At 51.1% G+C, this 23,266-nt stretch carries 29 protein-coding genes and 1 tRNA gene; 14 read left to right on the top strand and 16 right to left on the bottom strand.

All coding sequences use genetic code 11. The features are described from left to right. Positions 1–41: 41 nt before the first annotated feature. Positions 42–1,139, top strand: a complete 1,098-nt coding sequence (gene ytvI, locus FE783_RS17880) for a sporulation integral membrane protein YtvI (RefSeq protein ID WP_138880871.1) — start codon at positions 42–44, stop codon at positions 1,137–1,139. 3 nt (positions 1,140–1,142) lie between these two features. On the opposite strand, the gene FE783_RS17875 is transcribed toward ytvI, so the two are convergent. After that, the gene (locus tag FE783_RS17875; protein ID WP_138880747.1) at positions 1,143–1,382 is read right to left on the bottom strand and encodes a hypothetical protein; all 240 of its coding nucleotides are present in this window, start codon (positions 1,380–1,382) and stop codon (positions 1,143–1,145) included. A gap of 105 nt (positions 1,383–1,487) precedes the next feature. On the opposite strand from FE783_RS17875, the gene FE783_RS17870 reads away from it, so the two are divergent. Beyond that, on the top strand, positions 1,488–1,883 hold the full coding sequence (locus FE783_RS17870) for a DUF3054 domain-containing protein (protein ID WP_138880746.1): 396 nt from the start codon (positions 1,488–1,490) through the stop codon (positions 1,881–1,883). A 36-nt stretch (positions 1,884–1,919) separates the two neighbouring features. On the opposite strand, the gene racE is transcribed toward FE783_RS17870, so the two are convergent. The 3 genes from racE to FE783_RS17855 form a co-directional block, all read right to left on the bottom strand. After that, a complete protein-coding gene (racE, locus tag FE783_RS17865) occupies positions 1,920–2,735 on the bottom strand; it encodes a glutamate racemase (RefSeq protein WP_138880745.1) in 816 nt (271 codons plus the stop codon). 197 nt (positions 2,736–2,932) lie between these two features. Beyond that, positions 2,933–3,946, bottom strand: a complete 1,014-nt coding sequence (locus FE783_RS17860; RefSeq protein WP_238403133.1) for a polysaccharide deacetylase family protein — start codon at positions 3,944–3,946, stop codon at positions 2,933–2,935. A 53-nt stretch (positions 3,947–3,999) separates the two neighbouring features. Beyond that, the gene (locus FE783_RS17855) at positions 4,000–4,428 is read right to left on the bottom strand and encodes a disulfide oxidoreductase (protein ID WP_138880743.1); all 429 of its coding nucleotides are present in this window, start codon (positions 4,426–4,428) and stop codon (positions 4,000–4,002) included. 224 nt (positions 4,429–4,652) lie between these two features. On the opposite strand from FE783_RS17855, the gene FE783_RS17850 reads away from it, so the two are divergent. Then, the gene (locus FE783_RS17850; protein WP_138880742.1) at positions 4,653–5,777 is read left to right on the top strand and encodes a phosphodiester glycosidase family protein; all 1,125 of its coding nucleotides are present in this window, start codon (positions 4,653–4,655) and stop codon (positions 5,775–5,777) included. Between the two features lie 59 nt (positions 5,778–5,836). Here the strand turns inward: FE783_RS17850 and FE783_RS17845 are convergent, their stop codons facing one another. Both FE783_RS17845 and FE783_RS17840 read right to left on the bottom strand, forming a co-directional pair. Then, on the bottom strand, positions 5,837–6,208 hold the full coding sequence (locus FE783_RS17845) for a YtxH domain-containing protein (protein WP_138880741.1): 372 nt from the start codon (positions 6,206–6,208) through the stop codon (positions 5,837–5,839). Further along, entirely contained in the window at positions 6,201–6,683 is a 483-nt protein-coding gene (locus FE783_RS17840) for a DUF948 domain-containing protein (RefSeq protein ID WP_138880740.1), read from the bottom strand. Before FE783_RS17840 ends, FE783_RS17845 begins: the two co-directional genes overlap by 8 nt. A 204-nt stretch (positions 6,684–6,887) precedes the next feature. On the opposite strand from FE783_RS17840, the gene FE783_RS17835 reads away from it, so the two are divergent. Beyond that, positions 6,888–7,538: a bifunctional 4-hydroxy-2-oxoglutarate aldolase/2-dehydro-3-deoxy-phosphogluconate aldolase gene (locus tag FE783_RS17835; RefSeq protein ID WP_138880739.1), complete on the top strand. Its 651-nt coding sequence runs from the start codon at positions 6,888–6,890 to the stop codon at positions 7,536–7,538. Positions 7,539–7,599: 61 nt separating this feature from the next. Here the strand turns inward: FE783_RS17835 and FE783_RS17830 are convergent, their stop codons facing one another. The 3 genes from FE783_RS17830 to FE783_RS37635 form a co-directional block, all read right to left on the bottom strand. Next, positions 7,600–8,223 (bottom strand): helix-turn-helix transcriptional regulator, encoded by a 624-nt coding sequence (locus tag FE783_RS17830; protein WP_238403132.1) that lies wholly within the window; start codon positions 8,221–8,223, stop codon positions 7,600–7,602. A 162-nt stretch (positions 8,224–8,385) separates the two neighbouring features. Further along, complete coding sequence (locus FE783_RS17825) at positions 8,386–8,817, bottom strand: DUF86 domain-containing protein (RefSeq protein ID WP_138880738.1); 432 nt, start codon at positions 8,815–8,817, stop codon at positions 8,386–8,388. Positions 8,818–8,827: 10 nt separating this feature from the next. After that, on the bottom strand, positions 8,828–8,968 hold the full coding sequence (locus FE783_RS37635) for a hypothetical protein (RefSeq protein WP_158301889.1): 141 nt from the start codon (positions 8,966–8,968) through the stop codon (positions 8,828–8,830). Positions 8,969–9,535: 567 nt separating this feature from the next. Between FE783_RS37635 and FE783_RS17820 the strand changes: the two genes are divergently transcribed. Next, entirely contained in the window at positions 9,536–9,970 is a 435-nt protein-coding gene (locus FE783_RS17820; protein ID WP_138880737.1) for a LytTR family transcriptional regulator DNA-binding domain-containing protein, read from the top strand. Positions 9,971–10,031: 61 nt separating this feature from the next. Here FE783_RS17820 and FE783_RS37630 read toward each other — a convergent pair whose 3' ends face one another. The 3 genes from FE783_RS37630 to mobA all read right to left on the bottom strand — a co-directional run bounded on the left by FE783_RS37630 (position 10,032) and on the right by mobA (position 11,529). Beyond that, positions 10,032–10,208, bottom strand: a complete 177-nt coding sequence (locus FE783_RS37630) for a hypothetical protein (protein ID WP_158301888.1) — start codon at positions 10,206–10,208, stop codon at positions 10,032–10,034. A 151-nt stretch (positions 10,209–10,359) separates the two neighbouring features. Then, the gene (locus FE783_RS17815; RefSeq protein ID WP_138880736.1) at positions 10,360–10,761 is read right to left on the bottom strand and encodes a phage holin family protein; all 402 of its coding nucleotides are present in this window, start codon (positions 10,759–10,761) and stop codon (positions 10,360–10,362) included. A 171-nt stretch (positions 10,762–10,932) separates the two neighbouring features. Next, a complete protein-coding gene (gene mobA / locus FE783_RS17810; protein ID WP_138880735.1) occupies positions 10,933–11,529 on the bottom strand; it encodes a molybdenum cofactor guanylyltransferase in 597 nt (198 codons plus the stop codon). Positions 11,530–11,679: 150 nt separating this feature from the next. Between mobA and FE783_RS17805 the strand changes: the two genes are divergently transcribed. Then, positions 11,680–12,390, top strand: coding sequence for a Crp/Fnr family transcriptional regulator (locus FE783_RS17805; protein ID WP_138880734.1), 711 nt, complete (start codon positions 11,680–11,682; stop codon positions 12,388–12,390). Between the two features lie 287 nt (positions 12,391–12,677). Further along, positions 12,678–14,363 (top strand): dihydroxy-acid dehydratase, encoded by a 1,686-nt coding sequence (gene ilvD / locus FE783_RS17800; protein ID WP_138880733.1) that lies wholly within the window; start codon positions 12,678–12,680, stop codon positions 14,361–14,363. A gap of 111 nt (positions 14,364–14,474) precedes the next feature. Here ilvD and FE783_RS17795 read toward each other — a convergent pair whose 3' ends face one another. Next, positions 14,475–14,867 carry a hypothetical protein gene (locus tag FE783_RS17795; RefSeq protein WP_138880732.1) on the bottom strand — a complete coding sequence of 131 codons (393 nt, stop codon included), beginning with the start codon at positions 14,865–14,867 and terminating at the stop codon, positions 14,475–14,477. Between the two features lie 183 nt (positions 14,868–15,050). Between FE783_RS17795 and FE783_RS17790 the strand changes: the two genes are divergently transcribed. The 3 genes from FE783_RS17790 (at position 15,051) to FE783_RS17780 (ending at position 18,234) form a co-directional block, all read left to right on the top strand. After that, a tRNA-Ala gene (locus FE783_RS17790) sits at positions 15,051–15,123 on the top strand. 611 nt (positions 15,124–15,734) lie between these two features. Further along, positions 15,735–16,322 (top strand): TetR/AcrR family transcriptional regulator, encoded by a 588-nt coding sequence (locus FE783_RS17785; RefSeq protein ID WP_138880731.1) that lies wholly within the window; start codon positions 15,735–15,737, stop codon positions 16,320–16,322. A gap of 70 nt (positions 16,323–16,392) precedes the next feature. Next, positions 16,393–18,234 (top strand): alpha/beta fold hydrolase, encoded by a 1,842-nt coding sequence (locus FE783_RS17780; RefSeq protein WP_238403131.1) that lies wholly within the window; start codon positions 16,393–16,395, stop codon positions 18,232–18,234. 439 nt (positions 18,235–18,673) lie between these two features. On the opposite strand, the gene sugE is transcribed toward FE783_RS17780, so the two are convergent. Next, a complete protein-coding gene (gene sugE, locus FE783_RS17775) occupies positions 18,674–19,006 on the bottom strand; it encodes a quaternary ammonium compound efflux SMR transporter SugE (protein ID WP_138880730.1) in 333 nt (110 codons plus the stop codon). Further along, entirely contained in the window at positions 19,003–19,746 is a 744-nt protein-coding gene (locus FE783_RS17770; RefSeq protein WP_138880729.1) for an SDR family NAD(P)-dependent oxidoreductase, read from the bottom strand. The genes sugE and FE783_RS17770 overlap by 4 nt, the downstream gene beginning before the upstream one ends. A gap of 275 nt (positions 19,747–20,021) precedes the next feature. Here FE783_RS17770 and FE783_RS17765 point away from each other — a divergent pair, with 275 nt between their 5' ends. Beyond that, positions 20,022–20,366 (top strand): winged helix-turn-helix transcriptional regulator, encoded by a 345-nt coding sequence (locus FE783_RS17765; RefSeq protein ID WP_138880728.1) that lies wholly within the window; start codon positions 20,022–20,024, stop codon positions 20,364–20,366. Between the two features lie 95 nt (positions 20,367–20,461). Beyond that, on the top strand, positions 20,462–21,097 hold the full coding sequence (locus FE783_RS17760; RefSeq protein ID WP_238403130.1) for a GyrI-like domain-containing protein: 636 nt from the start codon (positions 20,462–20,464) through the stop codon (positions 21,095–21,097). 363 nt (positions 21,098–21,460) lie between these two features. On the opposite strand, the gene FE783_RS17755 is transcribed toward FE783_RS17760, so the two are convergent. Then, positions 21,461–22,039 carry a class I SAM-dependent methyltransferase gene (locus FE783_RS17755; RefSeq protein ID WP_138880727.1) on the bottom strand — a complete coding sequence of 193 codons (579 nt, stop codon included), beginning with the start codon at positions 22,037–22,039 and terminating at the stop codon, positions 21,461–21,463. A gap of 270 nt (positions 22,040–22,309) precedes the next feature. On the opposite strand from FE783_RS17755, the gene FE783_RS17750 reads away from it, so the two are divergent. Together FE783_RS17750 and FE783_RS17745 are read left to right on the top strand one after the other, a co-directional pair. Further along, positions 22,310–22,783 carry a MerR family transcriptional regulator gene (locus FE783_RS17750; protein WP_138880726.1) on the top strand — a complete coding sequence of 158 codons (474 nt, stop codon included), beginning with the start codon at positions 22,310–22,312 and terminating at the stop codon, positions 22,781–22,783. Beyond that, positions 22,767–23,198, top strand: coding sequence for a hypothetical protein (locus tag FE783_RS17745; protein ID WP_138880725.1), 432 nt, complete (start codon positions 22,767–22,769; stop codon positions 23,196–23,198). Before FE783_RS17750 ends, FE783_RS17745 begins: the two co-directional genes overlap by 17 nt. Positions 23,199–23,266 lie beyond the last annotated feature (68 nt).

Genomic DNA, 23,266 nt, shown 5'->3' with positions numbered 1-23,266 from the left:
AAATGTGGGGAGAAAACCATTTCATGTCCGAGGTGACGCAGGTGCTTTCGTTTTACAAAAAATATTACAAGACGGTGTTCGACATCGGTTTGATGGCGCTCACGATTTACTTGTTCATGCTCGCCTTCAGCTACTTGTACCGAATCGCCACTCCGATCTTCCTCGCTCTCGCGATTTTCGCGATCATCGAGCCGTTCGCCAGGTTCATGCACCGGAAAGGCTTGAAGAAGTCGATCGCCACGACCATATCGACGCTCGTGTTCATCTTGATTATTTTGGGCGTCCTGATCGGGGCGGGCGCGATATTCACGGCGCAAATTTACCAGCTCATTCAGAAAATACCCGTATACGCCAAAACGCTGCAGGAGCAAATATTCAACAATATGGGGTATTGGGAATCGAAGCTGGATGCGATTCCGGAGGACTGGCTCGCCAAAGCGAAGGAATATTCGACGATTGTCACCGATAAAGGAGCCAAATTCGCAACTACGGTTTTGGGCGGATTGTTCGGCATGCTCTCCTCGGTGTCGTCGTTCGTCTTTAACTTTACGATCGGCGTCATCCTTGCCTATTTCCTCAGCATCGAGGCGGAATCGTGGAAACGTTTTGCCTCGGACAAGACGCCCCGCACGTTCAAGACGGCGTTCTTTTTCCTCAAGGAAAACGTATTGAAGGGCATCTTGACTTATATTAAAGCACAGACGAAGCTCATCACGCTGACTTTCGTGCTCGTATTCGCCGCCCTGCTGCTGCTCGGCGTGGGCAACGCGTTCTCGATCGCGCTGCTGGCGGCCATCTTCGACGTGCTGCCGCTGTTAGGCGTATCGACCGTATTTATTCCGTGGATTATTTACTTGTTCGTCGTCGGCAACGTCAACCTGGCCGTTTGGTTAACCGTCCTGCTCGTTGTCGTCGTAGGGACGAGGCAAATATTGGAGCCGAAAATAACCGGCGATTCGCTCGGCGTCTCCGCCTTTACGATGCTGTCGTTCATGATCGTTTCGCTGTCGCTGTTCGGCGTTGCGGGCGTCATTTTGTCGCCGGTGCTCATTATTTTGGTTAAAGCGCTGTATGATCAAGGGTATTTGCGCAGATGGATACGGCTGCCCGAGGAAGAATACGATAAACATTCGCTGTGACCGTCAGGAGGACGACGGATACTTGCGCTCGGCACGGGCCGCGAACCAATTCATCGCGATCATCGTGACGGCTATGTCGTCCAGCGGAAGATACGGAATCGCGTCCGGAAGCACCCAATACAGCAGCACCGGAATGCCGAAAAGCAGCTTTTCCTTGACCGGCACTCGCGAGGACCCGACGAGTCGGATTACCCGGCTCACTACCGTGCTCCAATGTTTGTATGACAGCAGCTTGCGGATCATGCGCTCTCCTCCTTCCGCTTCGCATCTTCTCGTGGACGGAAGCAAGCTTGTCCGATACGTATCATTACCCGGCTGCATGGCCGATCAAAAGGAGCTCTTGCCCAAATGCCTACGCTAATCCTCCTCGGCGGGGATTTGCTCGTCTTGCTTCTGTTCGTCCTGCTCGGCAGGCAGGACCACGATATGACGTTCTCGTTTCCCGCCGCTTTGGAAACCGCCATCCCGTTCGCCCTCAGCTGGATCGCCGCCGTTGCCGTATTGCGCACCTACCGGGCTCGTACGGTGTCCTCGATCGGGAAAGCGATTCTTTACGCGCTGCTTACTTGCTTGATAGCCGTCCCGCTTGGGCTGCTGCTCCGTTCCGTATGGCTCGGCCGGCTGCCGACAGGGTCGTTCGCTATCGTAGCTTTCCCTTTAATTGCCTCCTTTATGTCCGTCTGGCGCGCCTTATGCGCTGTGCTTTTCCGATGGACGTTTCCCGAAACAAGGCGGAGCGAGTAATCGCTCCGCCTTTTGTACGAGCTGCCGGGCCGCCCGTCAATTTCCGGACAATCGGGTCATTTGCCAAAATACCGGCGACACTTTGATTTGCTCCCCCAGCCATTCCTGGGCAATAGCTTGGAACATGCCCGGGTCGCCGCTGCAAAAAAACCGGTGAACCGGTATTTTGCCCGATTGCGCAAGCTGCCCCCTATGATGCAAAATGGCGCTGACCTCCCGGGCCGTCTCATCGGCGGAGCTGATCATCGCTACACGCGGGCCGATCACCTCGGCAATGGCCGATGCGAGGAACGGGTAATGGGTGCAGCCCAAAATCAAACAGTCGATCGGACTGTTCATGAGCGGTCGAAGCGACTCCCTCACCGTTTGCTTCGCTTCGTTCGAGCGGTACAGCCTTTTTTCCACAAGCGGTACCAGGGTCGGACAAGCCAAGCCGACGACTTGAATGTGCGGATTGATTGCCTGAAGCGCATGCTGGTAGGCGCCGCTGCGAATCGTGTTTTCCGTGCCGATCACGCCGATGGTCCCGCTCCGCGTCTTCTTGATCGCCGCCCTCGCACCGGGCTGAACGACTCCCACGACCGGAATGCCCACCTGGGAACGAATGTGCTGCAGGGCAATGGCGGTCGCCGTATTGCAGGCGATAATGATCATCTTCGGGTTGAATTGAAGCAAGTAGCTGACGATTTGCTCTGTAAATTTCAATACTTCGTCCGCGGCTCTCGGACCGTACGGCGCCCGTTCGGTATCGCCGAAGTAGATGATTTCCTCCTGCGGCAGCTGCCTCATCACTTCCTTGGCGACCGTAAGTCCCCCTACACCGGAATCCAATATGGCGATCGCTTGATGCACGTTGACTCGCTTCCTTTAACTCGGTAGTTTGAAAGACTACATCTTAGAATATGAGCGCGCTTGTTGAAATGTACCTAGGCGTTTGGCAGGGGATATTCGACGCAACAAAAAAAAGGAGCGGGCCGAAAAATCGGCTCAAGCTCCTTTGTTCATCGTTCATTTACGGCTAGCCCGCATGTCTTCGCAGACATAAGCTCTTATTTCTGCAGCTCGTCGAGCGTTCCGAATTCGTAGCCTTCCTTCTTGATCTGCTTCAATATCCGGTCCATCGCTTCGATGTTTTCCTTCGACGCCTGATGCATCAGAATGATGTTGCCGTCATGCAAATTGCCGATAATGTCGTTGTAAGCATCGTCCGCACCGTTTTTGCGGGGCTCCCAATCCTTCATCGCCGTCGACCAGAAGTAGGACGTATATCCCATATCGGACAATAGCGAGAGCAGATGCATGCTGTACGTACCGTAAGGGAAACGGAAATATTTCAGAGGCTCCTTGCCGGTAATGTTTCTGTACAGCTTCTCCCAGTCGGTAATTTCCTGCTTGACCTGCTCGTCCGTTAGCGTAGTAAAATCTTTATGGGTAATCGTGTGATTGCCGATCGTATGCCCGTCCGCGAGAAGCAGCTTCATGTAGTCCGGGTTGTTTTTCAAATTGTAGCCCGTCACGAAAAACGTCGCCGTCACTTCGTTATCCTTCAACGCTTTGAGCAGCGTCTTGTAATCGAGCAGCTCGCCGCCCAGATCGATCGTCATATACACTTTCTTGCCCGTTCCGACCCATACCGACTTCTGATCCGGCTTCAGCTGCTTGATTTCCGCCGGAAATCCGGGCACTTCGCCTTTTTTCTTCTTCATGTAATACCAGGAAACAGCCTTCTTGTCCGCCGCTGTCGGCGCCCCCGATTGCTTGGGCGGCTGGTATGTCTGCGACGCTACGGTTTGCTGCTGCGCCGGCGCGGGATCGGGCTTCGGTTCCGGCTTCGGGTCCGCTTCCTTCTTCGGTTCTTCGGGGGACTTTGTCTCCTCTTTGGCCGGTGTCTGCGCAGACGGAGGCGGAACGGGCGGAACCGCCTTGCTTTCCGTTTGCTGCCGGTTCTGCGTATCCGGATTGGCCTTGGAGACGCCGGAGCTTTCCTTCCCCGTATCCGAGCACGCCGAGAGCAGCGTTCCCGCCGTCAAGGCGACTGTCAATATCGTACTAAGTTTTCGCATTGGGTCCCCTCCTCGCATGCTTAACGTATTCGACGGGCGGAATCATTTTCCTGTCAGGCGCGGTCCGCTTTCTCCATCCGCCACAAGACGATATGAATGGCGGAGATGAGCACGAATGCCGTCAAAGCCAAGAACGGAATCGTCACGAAGCCGAACCAGTTGATATACTCCAGATCGCACGGCACGATCCCGCACGAGAACGAATTCGACTTGAACAGGTCCGTTTTCTCCATCAGGTAATGGTAGACCGAGATGCATGCCCCGAGCAGCGTCATCGGCAGCACATACATGTAGACCGGCTGCTTGCGGACCGAGGCGATGCCCAGAATGAACACTTGGGGATACATCAGAATGCGCTGATACCAGCACAGCTTGCAAGGCAGAAACCCTTTGACCTCGGAAAAATATAGGCTGCCGAGCATGGCGACCAGCGCGATCGCCCAGGAGAGGTGAAGGCCGTTCTCGACCATGAATTTGCGCATCGTTAATAAGCTGCTCCTTTACTTAATGAAATTTGCCGATAGGAACTCCTCTCCATTATAGTGGATCGAGGCACTTTATGGAAAGAAGCCGCTTTCGCCCGGCCGCCTTCACGCCCGATATTCCAGTCGGTTGCCAGGTCTTCCCGCCGGGCAAAATGAAACTTTTTGCCGTCTCGTACGTCAATTGTATAGAATACCCAACTTTTTAACGGAAAGGAACTTCGATGGATCCCATAGCACGCAACCCAAAGGCCGCCAATCCCCCGCCAACCCGCCCGCGGCGACAAAAAAAGAAACGACGGGTCTTGAGATGGCTGCGCAATCTTGCAATCCTGATGATCGTGTCCACCGCGCTGTTCAGCGGATGGTTTTTCTTGACGGCTTCAGGCAATGAATTACGATACATGATGGCTGATACGCTTATTACGACCCAGCACCGCCATTGGGCGAAATATTTGATCGGACAAGAAGGACTGGACCGCCAAGTCGCCAAGTATATGCAGCAGTTCGAGGAAATGTCCCAAACGGAGAGCACCATTTCCGTTCAGGTGCACACACCGCCGCCCGAACAGAAGCAGGAGAAGGCCAAGCCGCTTATCGAAATCGAGCCGATCGAAGGCGCGAAGTTCAAAGGCCATCTGCTCATCGTGCACGATCCGAAAAAAATACGGCTGGCCGTTCCGGATAAAGTCGGCAAAGGCGAGAAAGTGTCCAGCATGGTGAAACGGACCGGCGCGATAGCGGGTGTCAACGCCGGAGGCTTCGTCGATCCCGAATGGATGGGCAACGGCTTCCAGCCGACGGGCATCGTCATCTCCGGGGGCAAAATTTTTTACAACGACGGCGCCATGAATACGTCCACATCGATCGTAGGGATCGACAAGGAAGGCCGGATGGTCGCCGGGAAATATACGCCCAAGCAAATGCTCGAGATGGGCGTGCAGGAGGCGGTCACGTTCACGCCGAAGTTTATCGTCGACGGCAAAGGGCTGATCAAGGATCAGGCGAGCGGCTGGGGCATCGCGCCGAGAACGTGCATGGCGCAAACGGCGGATGGTACGATTCTGTTTGCAATCATCGACGGACGCCAGCCGCACAGCATCGGGGCTACGCTGTACGACATCCAGCAAATTTTCCTGGAAAAAGGCGCGATCATCGCCGCGAATTTGGACGGCGGCTCGTCCACCGTTCTGGTGCACAACAACGAGATCATCAACAAGCCCGCGAGCCCGCACGGCGAACGGTACTTGCCTACCGCCTTTCTCGTGTTCGAGCATCCGGAGACGGCGCCGATCCGCAACATCTGGGAAGGGCTCGACATCAGCAAAATCGATCCTTCGAAATGGTAACCGCATATCCGGCATCAACTTAAGAAGAGGCCCCCGTTATCCGGGAGCCTCTTCTTGCATTATCTCAATTGACGTCTCGACAATACTTCGGCGTCGGCCGGCATCATTTCCTCTTCCGAGATCGCCACTTCCTTGCGCGATTCTTTCCAGGTTTTCACTTCTTCCGATACCGTGTCGACGACTTCCTTCGCCTTCTGCACCCATTCGTCGGTGTGCACGGATACGTTTTTCGCGAGCTCCTGGGTTTTGGCGCCGACCGTACCGGCCAGCTCCTGGGTTTTCTCGCTGATCGTGTGTGCCTTCTCGGAAATATCCGCCCTCAGCTCTTTACCGCTCTTCGGGGCAAGCAGCAGCGCCGTAACGGCCCCGAGCACGCTGCCGACGATGGCGCCGAGCAAAAAGTCTTTGCTTCTTCCGCTATGATCAGACATCGTTCTCATCCCTTTCGTTCTTTTTGGTAGGTCGTGAATCGCTTTGTTGTCTTCGGGATTGCCATTTGCGCCACAGATGAAGGCCAAGCGTCGCCCATTCCATCAGTTCGGCCGCCTGATTCCGCTCCCGGTTCACTTTATCTCCGGCTCTCCTGACGGAATCCGATACGGTGGCGGACACTTGCCTGACGGAAGTCGTAATTTGACTGACCGATTCCCCCACTTGCCCGATCGACTGGAACAACGAATCCACTGATTTCATTTTGCCCTGAACGTCGTCGGCGATGAGCTGCGTCGAATGCATCAGCTTCACGGTTTCTTGACTGATCGCATCCATCTTCGCGTCGATGTGGGCCAGCGTCTCGTTCACCTGTTGCAAGGAAGCTCTGGCGGATTGCAAGGCGGCGACCAGAAAGGCGACCAGTACGAGAAATCCTGCAGCGATGCAAGCTACGCTAATTTCAATGATCAACACGCTTCACCTCTCTTGTGTATCGCAAATCACTCCTAGACGAATGCCCAGTTCTTAGTTATATTATAAGTTCATTGGGGGCGGTTTGACACAGCCGACATGAAAAAAAATGAAACTATTTGCCGAAGCCTGTCAGCCGGCCATTAGACGGCAGCCCGGAGTCGAGCTATAATGATAACAACGCTACCTGAGAAAAGGAGTCTGATCATGGAACGCGAACAAGGGTTGTCCGAAATCAACCATACCCGCATTATCGCCATTCTTCGCGGCGTCCGCGAATCCGATATCGACAAGCTGGCCGCGGCGCTTCTCGCCGGGGGCATCACCGTGCTTGAAATAACGCTGAATACGCCCGGCGCGCCGGATATGATCCGTCAGCTTCAGCGTACCTACGGCGATCGCCTGTATATCGGGGCCGGCACCGTGCTCGATTCCGATGATTTGCAGGTCGCGATTGACGCCGGAGCATCGTTCATCGTAACTCCGAATACGGATGAAGAAGTGATCCGCCGCTGCCGCGACGCGGGAATTCCGATTTTCCCCGGTGCCATGACGCCTACGGAAATCGTGCGCGCCTGGAAAGCGGGCGCAACCGCGGTCAAGGTGTTCCCGAGCGCAAGCCTCGGACTGGACTATATCAAGGAGCTGCAAGGCCCGCTCAAGCATATTCCGATGGTCGCCGTCGGCGGAGTCAATACGGATAATATCGCCGACTTTATGCGCTGCGGCTGCCATGCAGTTGGAATCGGCGGCTATGTGATCAATTTGAAGGAAATCGAAGCGGGCAACTTCGCCTGGGTGACCGAACGCGCTTCGCAGCTGACGGACAAGACGAGAGCCTTTGCCGAAGGGGAATAAACCAAAAAAAACACCGGTACGTCCATTAGGCTCTCGCCAGGACATGCCGGTGTTATTCATTTCATTCTTTCTTCGTCCCGATATGGTACACGCACTTGCCCCCGCCCTTGGCCAAACATTCCGTCCGCTCCACCTTCACTTCGAGCAGCTTCTCGAACAGCTGCTGCTCGCATTCGCAAGCTTCGTTGTATTGGTTCGCCACCTGCGAGATCGGGCAATTGAACTCCTGCAGCACAAAGCCGTCTTCCGTCCGCTCCCAATCGGCCATATATCCGTTCGCGTTCTGAATGTCCGCGAGCTTCTCGACGCGCTCCTCCAGCGTCTTGCCTTCCATGCTCGGCTCATACTTCTGGAGCAGCTTCTCCTTGCGCTTGCCGAACAGTTGGCCGATCGTCCGATCGTCGCCCAGCTCGCCGAGCAAATCAAGCGTCAGCGTATGATAATTTTTGGGAAACAAATCCTCCGCCGCTTCGGTCAACCGGTAGACGTGCATCGGTCTTCCCATGCTTTGGCGGACAATATGCGAATCGATATAACCGTCCCTCTCCAGCGTGTTCAAGTGGCGCCGTACGGCCATCTCGGTAATCTCGAGCCGTTTCGCCATTTCGCTCACGCCGAGAGGCCCTCCCGTCTTAAGCATCTTGACGATCGTTTTTCTTGTGGAGGATTCTTGTTCCATATTCAAATCGGATCGCACCACCCGGTGTCTATTACACGTCAGTTGCTTGAGACGCGCGCTACCGTCATTTTATCGCATTTTCGGACATAAGTAAATTAATAAACAACATTGTTTCATAAATAGGGCGAATGCCGATCGAAACCGCAGCACCGCGTCCTCCGCCGGCGTCTAAGCCAATTCCTTGGCTATAAACTGCCTTACCGACTGGCCGAATGCCGACAGCAGTCCGGGAAGCTGCCGAGTGAGCGGATACAGACTGTCCCGTTCCAGGCCGGCATATTCCTGCACCAACGGCTTGCGAAGCCTTACAAGCGCCTGCAGCGGCTCGAACAGCTCCTCGGGAAATACGCCTTCCGTCCGAAGAATTTCCACGATATCCTCGTAGCTGCTTGCGTCGCGCATCAAAAAACCGTCGATCAGCAGGCTGCCCACATCGGTCACCAGCTCCAAAGCGAGATGAAGCAGCCGCTCTTGCGCCAGCGCCTGCAGCAAGTCGGGACGGCCTTCCCGCCACTCCCCGCACAACCGCTCGGACGCCCCGGACAAGACGGGAATAAGGTCCAGTCTTTCGCCTATTTGTTCCTGATTGACATAATACATCCGTTTCCCCCTACTTTCTGTCGCGCTTGCGCTTGTTCCATTTGGCCCAAACCATCGTCACGGCGAAAGTGAGCACAACGACCAAGACGACGAACATCGCCTGCCCGATATCTTCCATTTCCAATTTCGCTTCCAGCGGCCGAATCATCACTATTCTCACCATCCCACCGATTGAGCCGGCCGCTTATGCGCGCTTCCGAAGCAAACCGGTCTCGTCTTATCCAGTTTAGCCTCGGAGGTTGCCATCGTCAAGAAACGCCAAAAAACCGCATTTCTCTTTTTATATTTGAATTGCTTCGATAAGTGTTTCTCTTTTCGTTAAAGAAAATCTAAATTCGTATGTACAAATCGAAATGCGATTTACTTTACCAAGAGAAACTTCCTCTGAATCGCGGTCGCTCACCTTGAATTGCTTCGATAAGTGTTTCTCTTACTTTTCTATAGCAAATATACCTTTTTTAACAAATATCGTGTATAGTAATATAGATACTACGAGGAACGGACCCGATAAGGAGAGGAAATGCGAAGATGGTAGGGATATGGGTTTTGCTTGGCATCATGACGGTCGTCATTATCGGAATATTTATTATCGCCCTGAATAAAGGGTATTCCAAAAAATGGGACGAATAATTGTCGGGAATGATCGTACAGGGATTGTCATTACTTGGGAATTGTTGTAAAATGAAGTTGTACAAGACTTTAAACGGAGGAAAGAGCTATGATGATCCCCGTCCTGAAAGCCAAAAACGAGCACGAAACGGAACTCGTAATGCTAGATTTGGAAGACGTGCTGTATATTAATATCGAGAAACGCAACATCGTCTACCATACATTGGATGAGAAATATTATCATCTATCCACGCTTTCCGAGTTGTACGACCATTTCTTCGACAGCGGCTTCGATTTGCTGGACAAGACGAATCTCGTCAATTTGAACAAAATCAAGAAGCTCGACGGCAAGCAAGGCAAAATTTATTTCGAAGAAAATCCTTCAAGCGACAGCAAATATGCGACCGTAGCCTTTATCAAGCAAAAGCTGTTCCATAACGTCATCTCCCGCGCAATCGCCAACAATACGAATACAAGCTTGGAGTATTCCGCCAAGCCGACCAAGGAAAGCTTCCGCATTCTCCCTCGCCCTTCGGAAGAATAGTCGTTCCAAATCCATATACGGCACCCATAGAAAAAAGAACCTTTCCGAAGAAAAGGTTCTTTCATTTTGTTTCGACAAGCGCTCCGTGGATAAAGGTCGCCTTTACCGGCTGCGTGTTATCCCTCACGATTTCCAGCTGCTGGAAGCACCGGCTTAAGACGAGCAGCTTCTCCTCGGCTTCATGCTTCGACAGCGGGGAGCCGAGCTTTTTCCCTTTGTAGCTTATGTAATAAGGCATGTGTTCTAGCCTCCTTCTGGCAAGTTTAGCTGTCCAAAAAATACCTCCTTATATTCTATACGTACACCGGTTGAAAAATGTTACCGTATGCCCGAAAAATGTTATTAGTTTTTTACCCCCATTGTCGAAACATGAAACAGGGACGTACGGCCTATTTCCGATCGTCCCCTTTATCTTTCAATACCTCGATCAGCTTGCGGATCCCTCCGGGCAAAGGCAAGCCGAGAAGGCCGCAATTTTCCGTAATCGAAATAAGCTCGTTCGCCAAATAAAAGTAAATAAAGCCGGCCATGAACATATCCGTACCGAGCAGCAAATCGAAGCGGTGACCGATCATGACGATAACGACGATCAGCCCTTTTTTCCATATTCCCCAGAAGCCTCTCTCGCTGTTCAGTCCTTTGCCGATTTTGATTGAAGCGGCAATCCCGGTCACGTAATCCAGCGCAATCACGAGGAACAGCAGCTGCGTCAATTCGCTCCATCCGCCGAACATGTAGTTTGCGACCGCCCCTCCGATTCCGATTAATGAGTTGAAGCCGAACTGCTGCATGGCAACGATCCCCCTCCCTCGTTTCTATCAGGTTATGCGCGAATTGATAGAACCGTGACAACCGGAGTCGCGGATATTGTCGAAAAAAACAAAAAGCCCGCCCCTACAAATATAGGACGCGGCTGCAGTTTTTATTTTCATTTATTCTCTCGCACGATGCCAAGAGCCGTCTCAGCCGCCTTCCATACGGAGAACTTCCGCCCACTCCTCGGGCGTGTTCGCATTGACCGCAAATCGCAAATCGATTCCGGTGATTTCCCCGTCATGCAGCGGCTCCCAGCGTATTTTCCCGAAAAGCTCCATAACCCGGTACGTATCGTCCGCCAGTAATTCGGCGATCTGCTTGACGCATGCGGACCGATACACACCGTGAAGCGGGTGGAGCCTCCCGTCCAATCGGGGAATGACCGCATCCAGCTCCATGCGCTGCAGCTTATCCAGCATATGACGTGCGGCATCGGAGGACAGAAACGGCATGTCGCACCCGACGACCCAAGCATGCTCGTTCCCGGCGTCGGAAAGGGCGGCGTGCATTCCGGCCAGCGGGCCTTTTCCCGGAAAATGGTCTGCAACGATCTTGACCGATCGGCCCACATGCGGCGCAAACAGCTCCGGATCATTCGTTACGACGATGATTTCCGGACAGACCGGTGCCATCAGGCGAATTTGCCGCTGAACGAGCTTTTCCCCGCCTATCGGAAGCAGCGCCTTGTGACGGCCTCCCATACGGCGATTCTCACCGCCCGCCAATATGACTCCGCTCAGCATAGTTCCATTCCACCTTTCTCACGCCTATTCCGCTCACCCGTATGAAATCGGTCACACTCCGGCATCCGACCAGTGACATGCGTCACATCTGCCCGGTATCCTTTCGGATATACTAGTGCCGAAACAATGGATGATTGGGAGGTCGATCCGATGACATCATCTCAACCTCACGTCGCCGCGAATACTTCCTGCTTCTCCGTGGACAGCATGGATAAGCTTACGCGAATCATGCACGAGATCCACGTGGAGGCAGGCTCCGGCGTCTATTGGGAAGGCGATTTGGCTGACAAACTCTATTATATCAGAACCGGGAAAGTGAAATGCACGAAGACGAACGAGGACGGCAAAGAATTCGTCATGTATTTGTTCCGCGAAGGGGACTTTATGGGACAGTTCGATCCGTACTCGGACTCGCGGCAAAGCTTCACGGCCAGAGCGATAGAGCCCTGCACGATCGGCGTCGTCTTGAAATCCGATCTGGAAATGCTTCTGTGGCAATATGGCGATCTGGCCGTCGAGTTCATGAAATGGATGGGACTTATGCACCGGCTGACGCAAACGAAATTCCGCGATCTGATGCTGTACGGCAAACCCGGCGCGCTGTGCTCCACGATTATCAGACTGGCGAATACGTTCGGCAAAGCGACTCCGGAAGGAATCCTTATTACGGAGAAATGGACCCACGCCGAGCTGGCCGATACGATCGGAGCCGCACGGGAAAGCGTCAACCGGATGCTGGCCGAATGGAAGCGGGAAGGCGCGATCGATCAGAGGGACGGCCATTTGCTGATTACCGACTTGAGCTACTTGCAGCAAATATGCCACTGCGAGCTGTGTCCGAAGGAAATTTGCCGCCTGTAAACGGGTCTTTTTCCGTTATGAATCCCCCAGAAGTGAAGATCTGCTTCGTAGTTATTCCTATTACTTCTGGGGAGCCCCCATTATGAATCCCCCAGAAGTGAAGATCTGCTTTGTAGCTTATTCCGATTACTTCTGGGGGAGCCCCCATTATTTTGCCTTTGGAATAAGAAAGTATACTCGAAATAGAGCATATTTCTCGTTTTTTTGCTAGAATAGAAGTCAGTTAGTTTTTTCGACGCACTCGTGCCGAACTACTTCCATGCTCTATTCAAGGAGGAACACGTTATATGTCTAAGTCCAAAATGAGATCGGACATGATCAAGCGAGGATTCGACCGTGCGCCGCACCGCAGTCTGCTGCGCGCCGCGGGCGTTAAAGAAGAAGATTTCGACAAACCGTTCATCGCGGTATGCAACTCGTACCTCGACATCGTTCCGGGACACGTGCATTTGCAGGAGTTCGGTCAAATCGTCAAGGAAGCGATTCGCGAAGCGGGCGGCGTTCCGTTCGAATTCAATACGATCGGGGTCGACGACGGCATCGCGATGGGTCACATCGGCATGCGCTATTCGCTCGCGAGCCGCGAGATTATCGCGGATTCCGTGGAAACGATGGTTAACGCGCACTGGTTTGACGGCATGGTATGCATTCCGAACTGCGACAAGATCACCCCGGGCATGATGATGGCCGCTCTGCGTGTCAACATTCCGACGATCTTCGTCAGCGGCGGACCGATGAAAGCCGGACGGACGAAGGATGGCCGCGCCATCTCGCTCACTTCCGTCTTCGAAGGCGTCGGCGCGTACATGACCGGCAAAATCGACGAGAAAAGCTTGGAGGAGCTCGAGCAATTCGGCTGTCCGACATGCGGCTCGTGTTCGGGCATGTTTACCGCCAACTCGATGAACTGTCTCGCCGAAGTACTCGGACTCGCTCTGCCGGGTAACGGTACGATTCTCGCCGTTGCTCCGGAACGCCGCGAATTCGTGAAGAAATCCGCCAAGCAGCTGATGGAGCTGATCAAGCAAGACATCAAGCCTCGCGACATCGTGACCAAGGCTTCGATCGACAACGCGTTCGCGCTCGACATGGCCATGGGCGGCTCCACGAACACGGTACTGCATACGCTCGCTCTCGCTCACGAGGCGGAGATCGACTATCCGATCGAGCGCATTAACGAAGTCGCGAAACGCGTACCGTATTTATGTAAGCTTGCACCGGCTTCCGACCATCATATCGAAGACCTGCACAATGCGGGCGGCGTGAGCGCGATCATCAACGAGCTGTTCAAGAAGGAAGGCGCTCTTGACGGAACCGTGCTGACCGTATCCGGCAAAACGCTGCGTGAAAACGTGGCCGGCTCCGATATTACGGATTCCACCGTCATCCGTTCGATCGACGACCCGCACAGCAAGGAAGGCGGCTTGTCCGTCATGTTCGGCAATCTCGCACCGAACGGCTCGATTATCAAGGTCGGCGCAGTCGACAAATCGGTCGGCGGCTACCACCGCGGCCCGGCGATCTGCTTCGATTCCCAGGAAGAAGCGCTTTCCGGCATCGCGAACGGCAAAGTGAAGGAAGGTCATGTCGTCGTCATCCGCTACGAAGGACCTAAGGGCGGTCCGGGCATGCCGGAAATGCTCGCCCCTACTTCGCAAATCGTCGGAATGGGTCTCGGCACGAAGGTCGGCCTGATTACCGACGGCCGGTTCTCGGGCGCGTCCCGCGGCATTTCGATCGGCCACGTTTCTCCGGAAGCGGCCGAAGGCGGTCCGATCGCGTTCGTACACGACGGCGATATCATCGAGCTCGACATGAACAACCGGAAAATTACGCTTGAAGTAAGCGACGAAGAGCTGGAGCGCCGCCGTGCGGCATGGGCTGGCTTCGAGCCGAAAATCAAGCGCGGCTACCTCGCCCGCTATTCCGCGCTCGTGACCAACGCCAGCAAAGGCGGCGTCATGAAAATGTAGAACGTCCACCCGGCTTGTGCATAGGATTGCCCATCCGCCTGCAGGCTATCGGCATTCCGGCACAGGCCGGTTTTTTCTTACTTAATCGAAGCTGCCCTCTTCTCCTGTCGCCTAGCCAGATGCATAATCATCGGGTATAACGCATACAGATCCGGGGTGCTCAGCTCTTCGATCAGAAGCACGATTTCTTCCTTGAGATCGAGGTTTTTTTTGCCCGGCTTGCTTGCTCGTGTCGGCTTCGGCTGATTGTTTGCCGGTCGGATTCGCCGCTGCCTTATCCGCCTCGGGCCGCGTAGCAAACGCCGAGATAGCGTCTTCGATTTGCGCGAGCGAAATATTGTCCACGCTTTTTTTGTCTTCGTTGTAGAACAAAATGTTTTGCTGACCGAGGTCAAACGAGTAAATCCGGCCATGCGCAATCTTCTTGGCCCCCGCATGAATATAGTGCAATTCGATGATCGTTTGCGACTCTTTCCACTGCTTCAACAGATCGAAAATGTTCACAAGCCCAGCTCCGCATAAAGTCCCGTTTTTGTTACTATTTTACTACACATTGACGACGTCCGATGTTAAGCTTGCGTTAACGACTTACTTTTCAGAATTTTTAAAGTTATATAACTTTTTGCGAAAGCGACCAAAAAAGTTGCAAAGCCCGTACTGCCTGTTGTATACTAAAAAAGTCGCTTCGGGGCCTTAGCTCAGCTGGGAGAGCGCATCGCTGGCAGCGATGAGGTCAGGGGTTCGATCCCCCTAGGCTCCATAAAAAAAAAGAATGCGGACCATCTGGTCCGTGTTCTTTTTTTATGGCCTAGGGGCCGAGCGAACCCCTGCAAGGGGTTCAGACCGCGCGCAGGGAGCGCAGCGGACGAGCACGGCATGGAAATCTACCGCTAAGATCGTCATCGGTGAATCCACCTCTTCGGAAAGTTCAATGAGGATTTCCATATCCCCCTAGGCTCCATAAGGGGCGAACCTCGGGGTTCAGTCCGCGCGCAGGATCGTCAGCGACGAGCACGGCGTTTCAATCTACCGCTAAGGTTGTCCTCGTCGAATAGGCTTCGTCAGCAAGTTCAATCAGAGATTGAAACATCCCTTGGCTCCACCATACATAAACTTCAAACACGCCAATCCGGCGTGTTTTTTGAACGATAAAGAAAAGTTTAACTTCGCTAAAGCGTTAAAGCGAAGTGAGACTTTCTTTACCAAGAAAAACTTCCGCTAAATCGCGGTGCTCATCCCTGAAGTACGTCGATAGACGTTTTTCTTATTTGGCAATGTTGTTGGCGAAAGAGCGAACCCCATAATGTTCGAGCATCATTTCCAATCACATCCAGGTTTGACATACATATTATAGTACTGTATAGTAGTAATATGACAAACAAAAGATCAAGCATTTCAAACAAAGATATCGTCCTGCAGACCGCATCGACCTTATTTCTAACAAAAGGGTTTCAAGTGACAAGCATGGACGAAATTGTTGCCCTCAGCAAAGTTTCAAAAACCAACATTTATTACCACTATAAAAGTAAGGAGGAGCTTTTGTTAGCAATTGTCGACCAATTGATCTCGCGGTATGAAGAACGAATTTCCCGTACCTTGACGCAAGACATGTCCATTCCTGCAAAAATGGAGCGATTATTTCGAATCCTCACGGAGGATAATGAACAAATCGATTATGTTGGTGGATGTCCGTTCCTGACACTTTATACGCAGACTTCCCATTCCTCTTCGGAAGCGAGAGCTAAAATAAAAGCATTCTTCGATAAACAACTACAAGTTGTTGAGAAACTGCTGGAAGAAGGCATGGAAAAGAAAGAATTGAGCCGGAATCTGCCCGTCCATGAGACAGCGGCATTGATTGTCACCTCCATCGAAGGAGCTCTATTCCTAACCAAGGCCACCAACAATCCAATGCTAGCTCAGAATCTTATTCAAGCTTTTGCTTCGATGCTTAAGTGATTAGTTACTTAAGTCATTTTTTTTGCACAGACTAGCACTATTCAGTACTATTAAATGAATCGAAAGGCAGATGATTCAATTGAAAATATTCCTGACTGGCGGGACAGGTTATATCGGTAGCCATATTCTTGCCGAGTTAATATCCAAACATCACGACATTATTGTACTCGTGAGAAGTCTTGATCGCTTTCAACATACCCTCGGGCGGTTACATTTGCTTGAGGCGCAACACGTTACTGCAGTAATAGGAGATTTGTCGAAACCGAAATTAGGGCTATCCGCGAACGATTACAAACGAATACAAAATTCCGATATCATCGTTCATGCGGGCGGTCCCATGAATATTGAGTTAAGCCAGACTGAGGCAGAGCAAGCTTTTCTTAATCCTGCCATCGAATTGGCCGAACTTTCCGAAAAAATCCATATGAAGAAAGGATTGAAGCAATTCATTCATGTTGTTGGCTATATGAGTCCATATAACGAGCAAAATGCTAATCACAATCTGGATGCCGTTCTTGAGAAAGCTCCCCCGTATGAGAAGATGAAATTTCAAGCGGACTCCTATATACGAAAAGCACTAAAACCGTTAGGCATTCCGCTGTCCACGGTTAATCCCAGTACCGTCATCGGCCATTCTTACTCGGGAATTACGGAGCAGATTGGCGGTCTTAGTATACTGGTAGATTCTGTGAGAAGGAATCTTATGCCACTCGTTCCAGGAGGCAAGGACTACTGGCTGCCGATGGTACATATTGATCATGTCGCATCATTCATTGTTAACTTAGTGCAAACAAAGGAGCTTGCGAGTAATACGTATTTTTTATTGGATCCCAAGCAGGATAGTCCGTCGATCCGTTCATTGATCAGGCAAATTGCGATAGAGATGCGAGCGGCGCCGCCTTTCGGCACAATTCCGCTTGCTTTGTTGAAGTCTTTATTAAGACTTGGCATCGGCAAGCGATTGGGAATTCCCAAAGAATCGATGAATTTTCTCGTGAAATCGGAATTCCCGGTTACCTCGAAGTTTGAACTTGAGCGCAAGAACGGGGTACGGACATCCGTTGTTCCGACCACGCTTCCCTACGTAATCGCCGATCTTGATTTCCGGTTAAGCCACCCCTCATCCGAGCACCGCGAAGGGTTCGTGCAACGCAGAAGATCCAAACTGATTTCGTTGGAAAAAGAGAATCACGGAACACCGGTTATTTTTCTGCACGGAACATTCAGCGGGGCCGATTGTTTCGTTCCAATAGCGAAACAATTGAATGATGTCAATACTTGGCTGGTGGACCTTCCCGGATTCGGTCATTCACCGCGTCATCATCATCCTTCTCTGATGGACGGCTATGTAGAGGCTGTGATCGAAATGATTCACGAGCTGAATCGCCCTGTTATTTTGATTGGTCATTCGTTCGGCGGACTTATCGCTGCTAAGGTCATGGAAAGAATTGAGCAGCAGATCAGGCAACTCTTGCTATTGCAGCCCGTACTGCATCCCATTCATGCCAAATATAAATATGCAGGTGTTACCAGGTCGATTATGAAACTTATATCTCGCTCCGCGTTCAGAAAAACACTGCTGAAAGCCAATGACTTTATCGCGGACAGCGAACGACTGGATCACTACTCGAACTACGTCATTCATGATCTGCAGTCGGCCCGCATTCGTTCTTCCAACGCAATGGTCATGTCAGCGTTAACGCAAGTCCAGTCTTTCCAGCTAAAACCTGAATTATGGAACGCCCAAAAAGTACGAATCCATTGGGGTGACCGGGATGCAGCACATCATATTCCGGAACGATTCAAGCACATCGATACAACCTTCATCCCCTATGGTCATCAATACCCTTTGGAAGCCCCGCATCAGGTGGCTGAGTGGCTTCGTCAAGTTTTGGATCTTGAGTTGTCATAGAAGCATATTCTTCGGATGGCCATTCAATATGTCAAGTATAAATTCCATTGAAATTTGGGGCAGTGAAACCGACCAATGCGGGAGAGCGAACCCCTGCAAGGGGTTCAGACTGCGCGCAGGGAGCGCAGCGGACGAGCACGGCATGGAAATCTACCGCTAAGATCGTCATCGGTGAATCCACCTCTTCGAAAGTTCAATCGGGATTTCAATATCTCCCTAGGCTCCATAAATAATAAAACTGCAGTCCTTCGGGATCGCAGTTTTTCATTTCAGGAGACTTTGGAGGAGCGAACCCCTGCAAGGGGTTCAGACCGCGCGCAGGGAGCGCAGCGGACGAGCACGGCATGGAAATCCACCGCTAAGATCGTCATCGGTGAATCCACCTCTTCGAAAGTTCAATCAGGATTTCCATATCCCCGCCTGTTACAATCATCAAGCCCTATTTCTCAAAAAGCTTCAATCCGATGATGCCAAGAATGACCAGAACCAGCGAGGCCATGCGAAGAGGTGAAATGCTTTCACCTAGTGCAACAATTCCAGCAATGGCTACCCCTAGAGTTCCGACGCCGACCCAGACTGCATAAGCGGTTCCTATGGGCAAACTTTTCATTGAAAACGAAAGCATGATAAAGCTTAACAGAGCAAAAGTAATTCCGACTATGCTGGGCCAAAACCGTGTGAAACCGTGAGAGTATTTCAAAGCTACCGCCCAGATGATTTCGAGTAAACCGGCACTGACCAACATAATCCATGCCCATGCAAGCCGTGTCATGCCCCGAAACCGCCGTCTACGGCAATCGATGCTCCGGTCACATAACGGCCACCTTCTCCTGCAAGATGCGCGACCATGGCCGCAATATCATTAACGTGGCCATAGTGTCCGAGTGCAATGTGCTTTTTCTCATATTCAGCCCCTGGGCCGACAGCGGGATTCATGTCCGTATCCGTTGAACCGGGATGGACTACATTCACGGTGATTCCGCGTGGTCCGAGGTCACGGGCTAAACCTTTGGTCAGTCCGTTGAGGGCTGATTTACTCATTGCGTAAAGGGCGACTCCTGGATCGGGCACGCGATCAGCGAGGCAACTTCCAATGCTGATGATCCTGCCACCGGCGTTCATATAGCGTACCGCAGCTTGGACGGCGACGAAAACAGCGCGGACATGAATGGCCAATGTACGATCTATCTCTTCCAACGACACCTCCTCAAATGAGCCGTACGGGAATATACCGGCATTATTAACGAGAATGTCAAACCTGCCGAACTTCGCCGCCGTTTGGTTCACTGCTCGGATGACAGCTTCAGGAACTGCGCTATCGGCTTGAATTGCAAGCCCATTTTGGCCTGTCCCTTCGATTTTCTTGACAACGGATAAAGCTTTGTCAGCGGCATGTAAATAGGTGAAAGCTACGTCCGCCCCTTCCTCGGCTAACCTTGTGGCAATGGCTGCGCCAATGCCGCGACTGCCTCCGGTAACAAGAGCGACCTTACCTGTTAGAGAATTTTTCATCTAGCTTCAATCCTTTCTGCATTGGGCTTATAAGTGAATACATACTCGATTATCTCTAAATTTTTAATATTGAAAAGTACGCATTATTTTCGTACTTGGTACTGAAAAACAGACGAATAGCGTATGACAAGGGTTTCGAATGTGATACTGCAGCGACGATTTCCACGACCCGCTTCTATTCTCGTGCCAGTATGAAAAATCGTACTACTATTTAAAAAAGGATAAATACGCAATAATTAATACAGGTAACAACAAGTGAAGAGGGGCTGAATTTTATGGAAGATCGTGCGGGCAATTCCGTAACAACCCATGGGATTATTTCGACGCTAAGTGTAATTGGCGGGAAGTGGAAACCACTCATTTTATTTATTTTACTGGAAGAGGGGACGAAACGGTTTGGAGAGCTGCGACGTCTCTTGCCGCATGTAACGCAAGGGATGCTGACTAGTCATCTTCGCGAACTTGAACGCGATGGACTTGTAACAAGGGCTGTCTATCAAGAAATACCGCCCCGGGTCGAGTATTCGCTGTCAGCACACGGAAACACTTTATCCGTTGTGTTGAGATGCATGTGCGACTGGGGATTTAAGCATGATGAGTATTTGAAGACTAAGGAATAATTTCGTTTTTGTATTGTTCCTTTGAATATGACATAAAGTTGTCATGTTCTAACTGTTAAAATATATAAAAAACCTTATACGAGGAGAGATAGGCTTTGAGTAAAAAGATAGATTATAAGAAAGATTTTAAACAACTTTATATGCCTAATAGGTTACCGGAAATTGTGAAAGTGCCGAGGATGCCTTTTCTTATGGTAAGTGGTTCTGGAAACCCTAACGGTGAGGAATTTGCCCGGGCGGTAGAAGCTTTGTACAGTTTGAGTTATGCGGTGAGAATGTCTTACAAAAGTGACGATGTACCGACCGGATACTACGAATATACGGTTTTTCCGCTTGAGGGCGTGTGGGACTTGCTTGATCGGACCAAGCCGGCGACGGACAAAAACAATTTGAAATATACGATTATGATACGCCAACCCGATTTTTTGACAGAACAATGGTTTGTGCGGTTTCTAGAACAGACGAAAAAGAAAAAGCCTAATCCATTCCTTGAGAAAGTCCGGTTTGAGCATGTGGAAGAAGGATTGTGTTGTCAAATGATGCACATCGGCAGGTTTGACGACGAACCGAAAAGCTTTGCCCGAATGGAAGCGTACTGTGAAGAGAATGGTTATATCCGTACCAGCAAAGTACATCGGGAGATCTATTTGGCAGATCCTCGAAAGACGAAATCGGAGAAGCTTAAAACCGTGTTAAGATTTCTTATCATACATGCAGATTCTCGTCCTTAGGCAAATTGGGGCTGTGAAACTAACCACGGTGCGAGAGCGCATCGCTGGCAGCGATTAGGTCAGCGGTTCAGACCACGCGCAGGAAGTGCAGCGAACGAGCACGGCATGGATCGATGGCATATGGTATGTGATGATCCGCTCAATGATAGATTGAGGAATCGCGGGATTCGATAACTAGGAGTGCGCCTTACATTTGGGGGTGGTTAACCTAACCAACGCGGGAGAGCGTATCGGTGCATTCACCTCTTCGGAAAGTTCAATCAGGATTTCCATACCCCCTAGACTCCATAGAAAGTAAAAATCCGCAACCAATAAGGTTTGCGGATTTTTTTTATGATCTTGCGCTCTGAATATTCTCACTTATTAGCCCGTATAAGCAATTTCAATCCGCGGCGCGATCTGCAGATCTTTTCGGGACTCCCTGATCGGCTTCACGGCTTTCAATTCGGCAACCATCTCCGTCACTACGTTCCTGTACTTCATGATGTCATTTAAAACCTCGTCTATCGATTTATCGCCGTATCTCTTGCGATCGACATAAAGTGTTATTTTTTCAGTAAGCCAGTCGCCCCGGAATCCGTAATCCGCGCGCCAATAATAGGGTTGGGAGAAATACCCGAATGATTGCAAAAAATACTGCCTTACATGCGTTGGATCCTCGTATGCATCGTCACTTGATCCGTACGGAAGTCGGAAAATAGCGGTTGCCCCGGGCTTGGCGATCCGGTGAAGCTCCTGCATCAGTGGAAGCGGATGACGGATATGCTCAATCAGATGACTGGCAAAGAAACTAACAAAACTATCATCATTGAACGGCAGCGGTGTAGTCGCGCACTCATCCAGATTGGCAATGATGTCCACCCCGGGCATGGCAACTACATCCAGATTGACCCAGCCTGGTAAAATCGTTCTGCCGCATCCCAAATGAAGCTTCCTATCCATTCACTAATCCCCTTTCTTAACCATTAGGTTTCTATAGCGTTATCCTGTCGATATCCACGAATATTTTCCAAGTATCATATGCATCAACTAAAACAAGGGTGAGTGAGGCTGATAAATTGTCCTTGAAGTAAAACTCCATTATTTAGAAATTGAATCCAAGGGTAGTGTGACTTACTATGGCGGGAGAGCGCATCGCTGGCAGCGATTTGCGAGAAAATATATATTAAACTGACTTGACATTGGAGTCGACTCCAATGATATTTTGAATTCATGGAAAAACTTTATTCTATACAAGAGGTTTCGCGGATACTTGGGATGCCGAAGGATACGCTTCGGTACTACGACCGGATAGGGATCGTATCGCCGTCCCGGGAAGATAATCGGTACCGCAGGTATTCGAAGGACGACCTCATCGACTTGATGAATATTCAGATCATGCAGTTTGCGGATTTTTCTCTTGACGAAATCAGAGGGAAGTTTGGTTTTCACAGGATGAAAAATATCGACCCCGCTTATTGCGAAGAGATTGCCACGTTCCTCGATGCTAAAAACGCAGAAACGCGCAAAAAAATTGCTCATTTGGAAAAGGTTAGTCGACTGCTCGACGTCGCAGCCGAAACGCTGAGAGACTTTAATCATGAAAGCGACCTGCATCTGGCAGAGATCGTCCGCGAGATTTACAAGGATATCCGAAAGGCTGAACCGGGAACTGACGAGGAGGAATGTAATGAACGTAAAGGTTAGGAATTTTTATTATCTGATTGCAGGCGTTCTTGCGATGCTGTTTGCCGTCACGCACGCATGGAACGGGCAATCCGCTGTGCTGCCGACGCTCGACGTTAGGGCGATATCCATGGATACCCGGACGGTCTTCACGTATGTCTGGCACATCATCACGGCGGAAAATCTGATCTTCGGCATCGCATTCATTTTTATGTCCTTGCAAAGCGAGCGATCGGGAATCCGGTTTGCCGCATGGATGATCGTGTCGATTCTGATCTTCCGACTGTTGGTCATTGTTGGCGTAACGGCTTTTCATGACCTTTCAGCACTTACGGATACGTTAATCGATTCGATTGCTATCGCAATTTACGTCGCGCTCATCCTATTCGGCACTAGAATGAAGAGAAAACAGGACAGAGATCAGTCGCCCCTATAAAATCATCGGTAGCTTGTTCTCAGTCAACAAAAAAGGCTGCAAAGGAACCCCCTCTGCAGCCTCTTATC

Source organism: Paenibacillus mesophilus (assembly GCF_005938385.1).
In the GTDB taxonomy this organism is placed as follows: Bacteria; Bacillota; Bacilli; order Paenibacillales; family NBRC-103111; genus Paenibacillus_AB; species Paenibacillus_AB mesophilus.
This window is presented reverse-complemented; position numbering and strand designations above follow the sequence as displayed.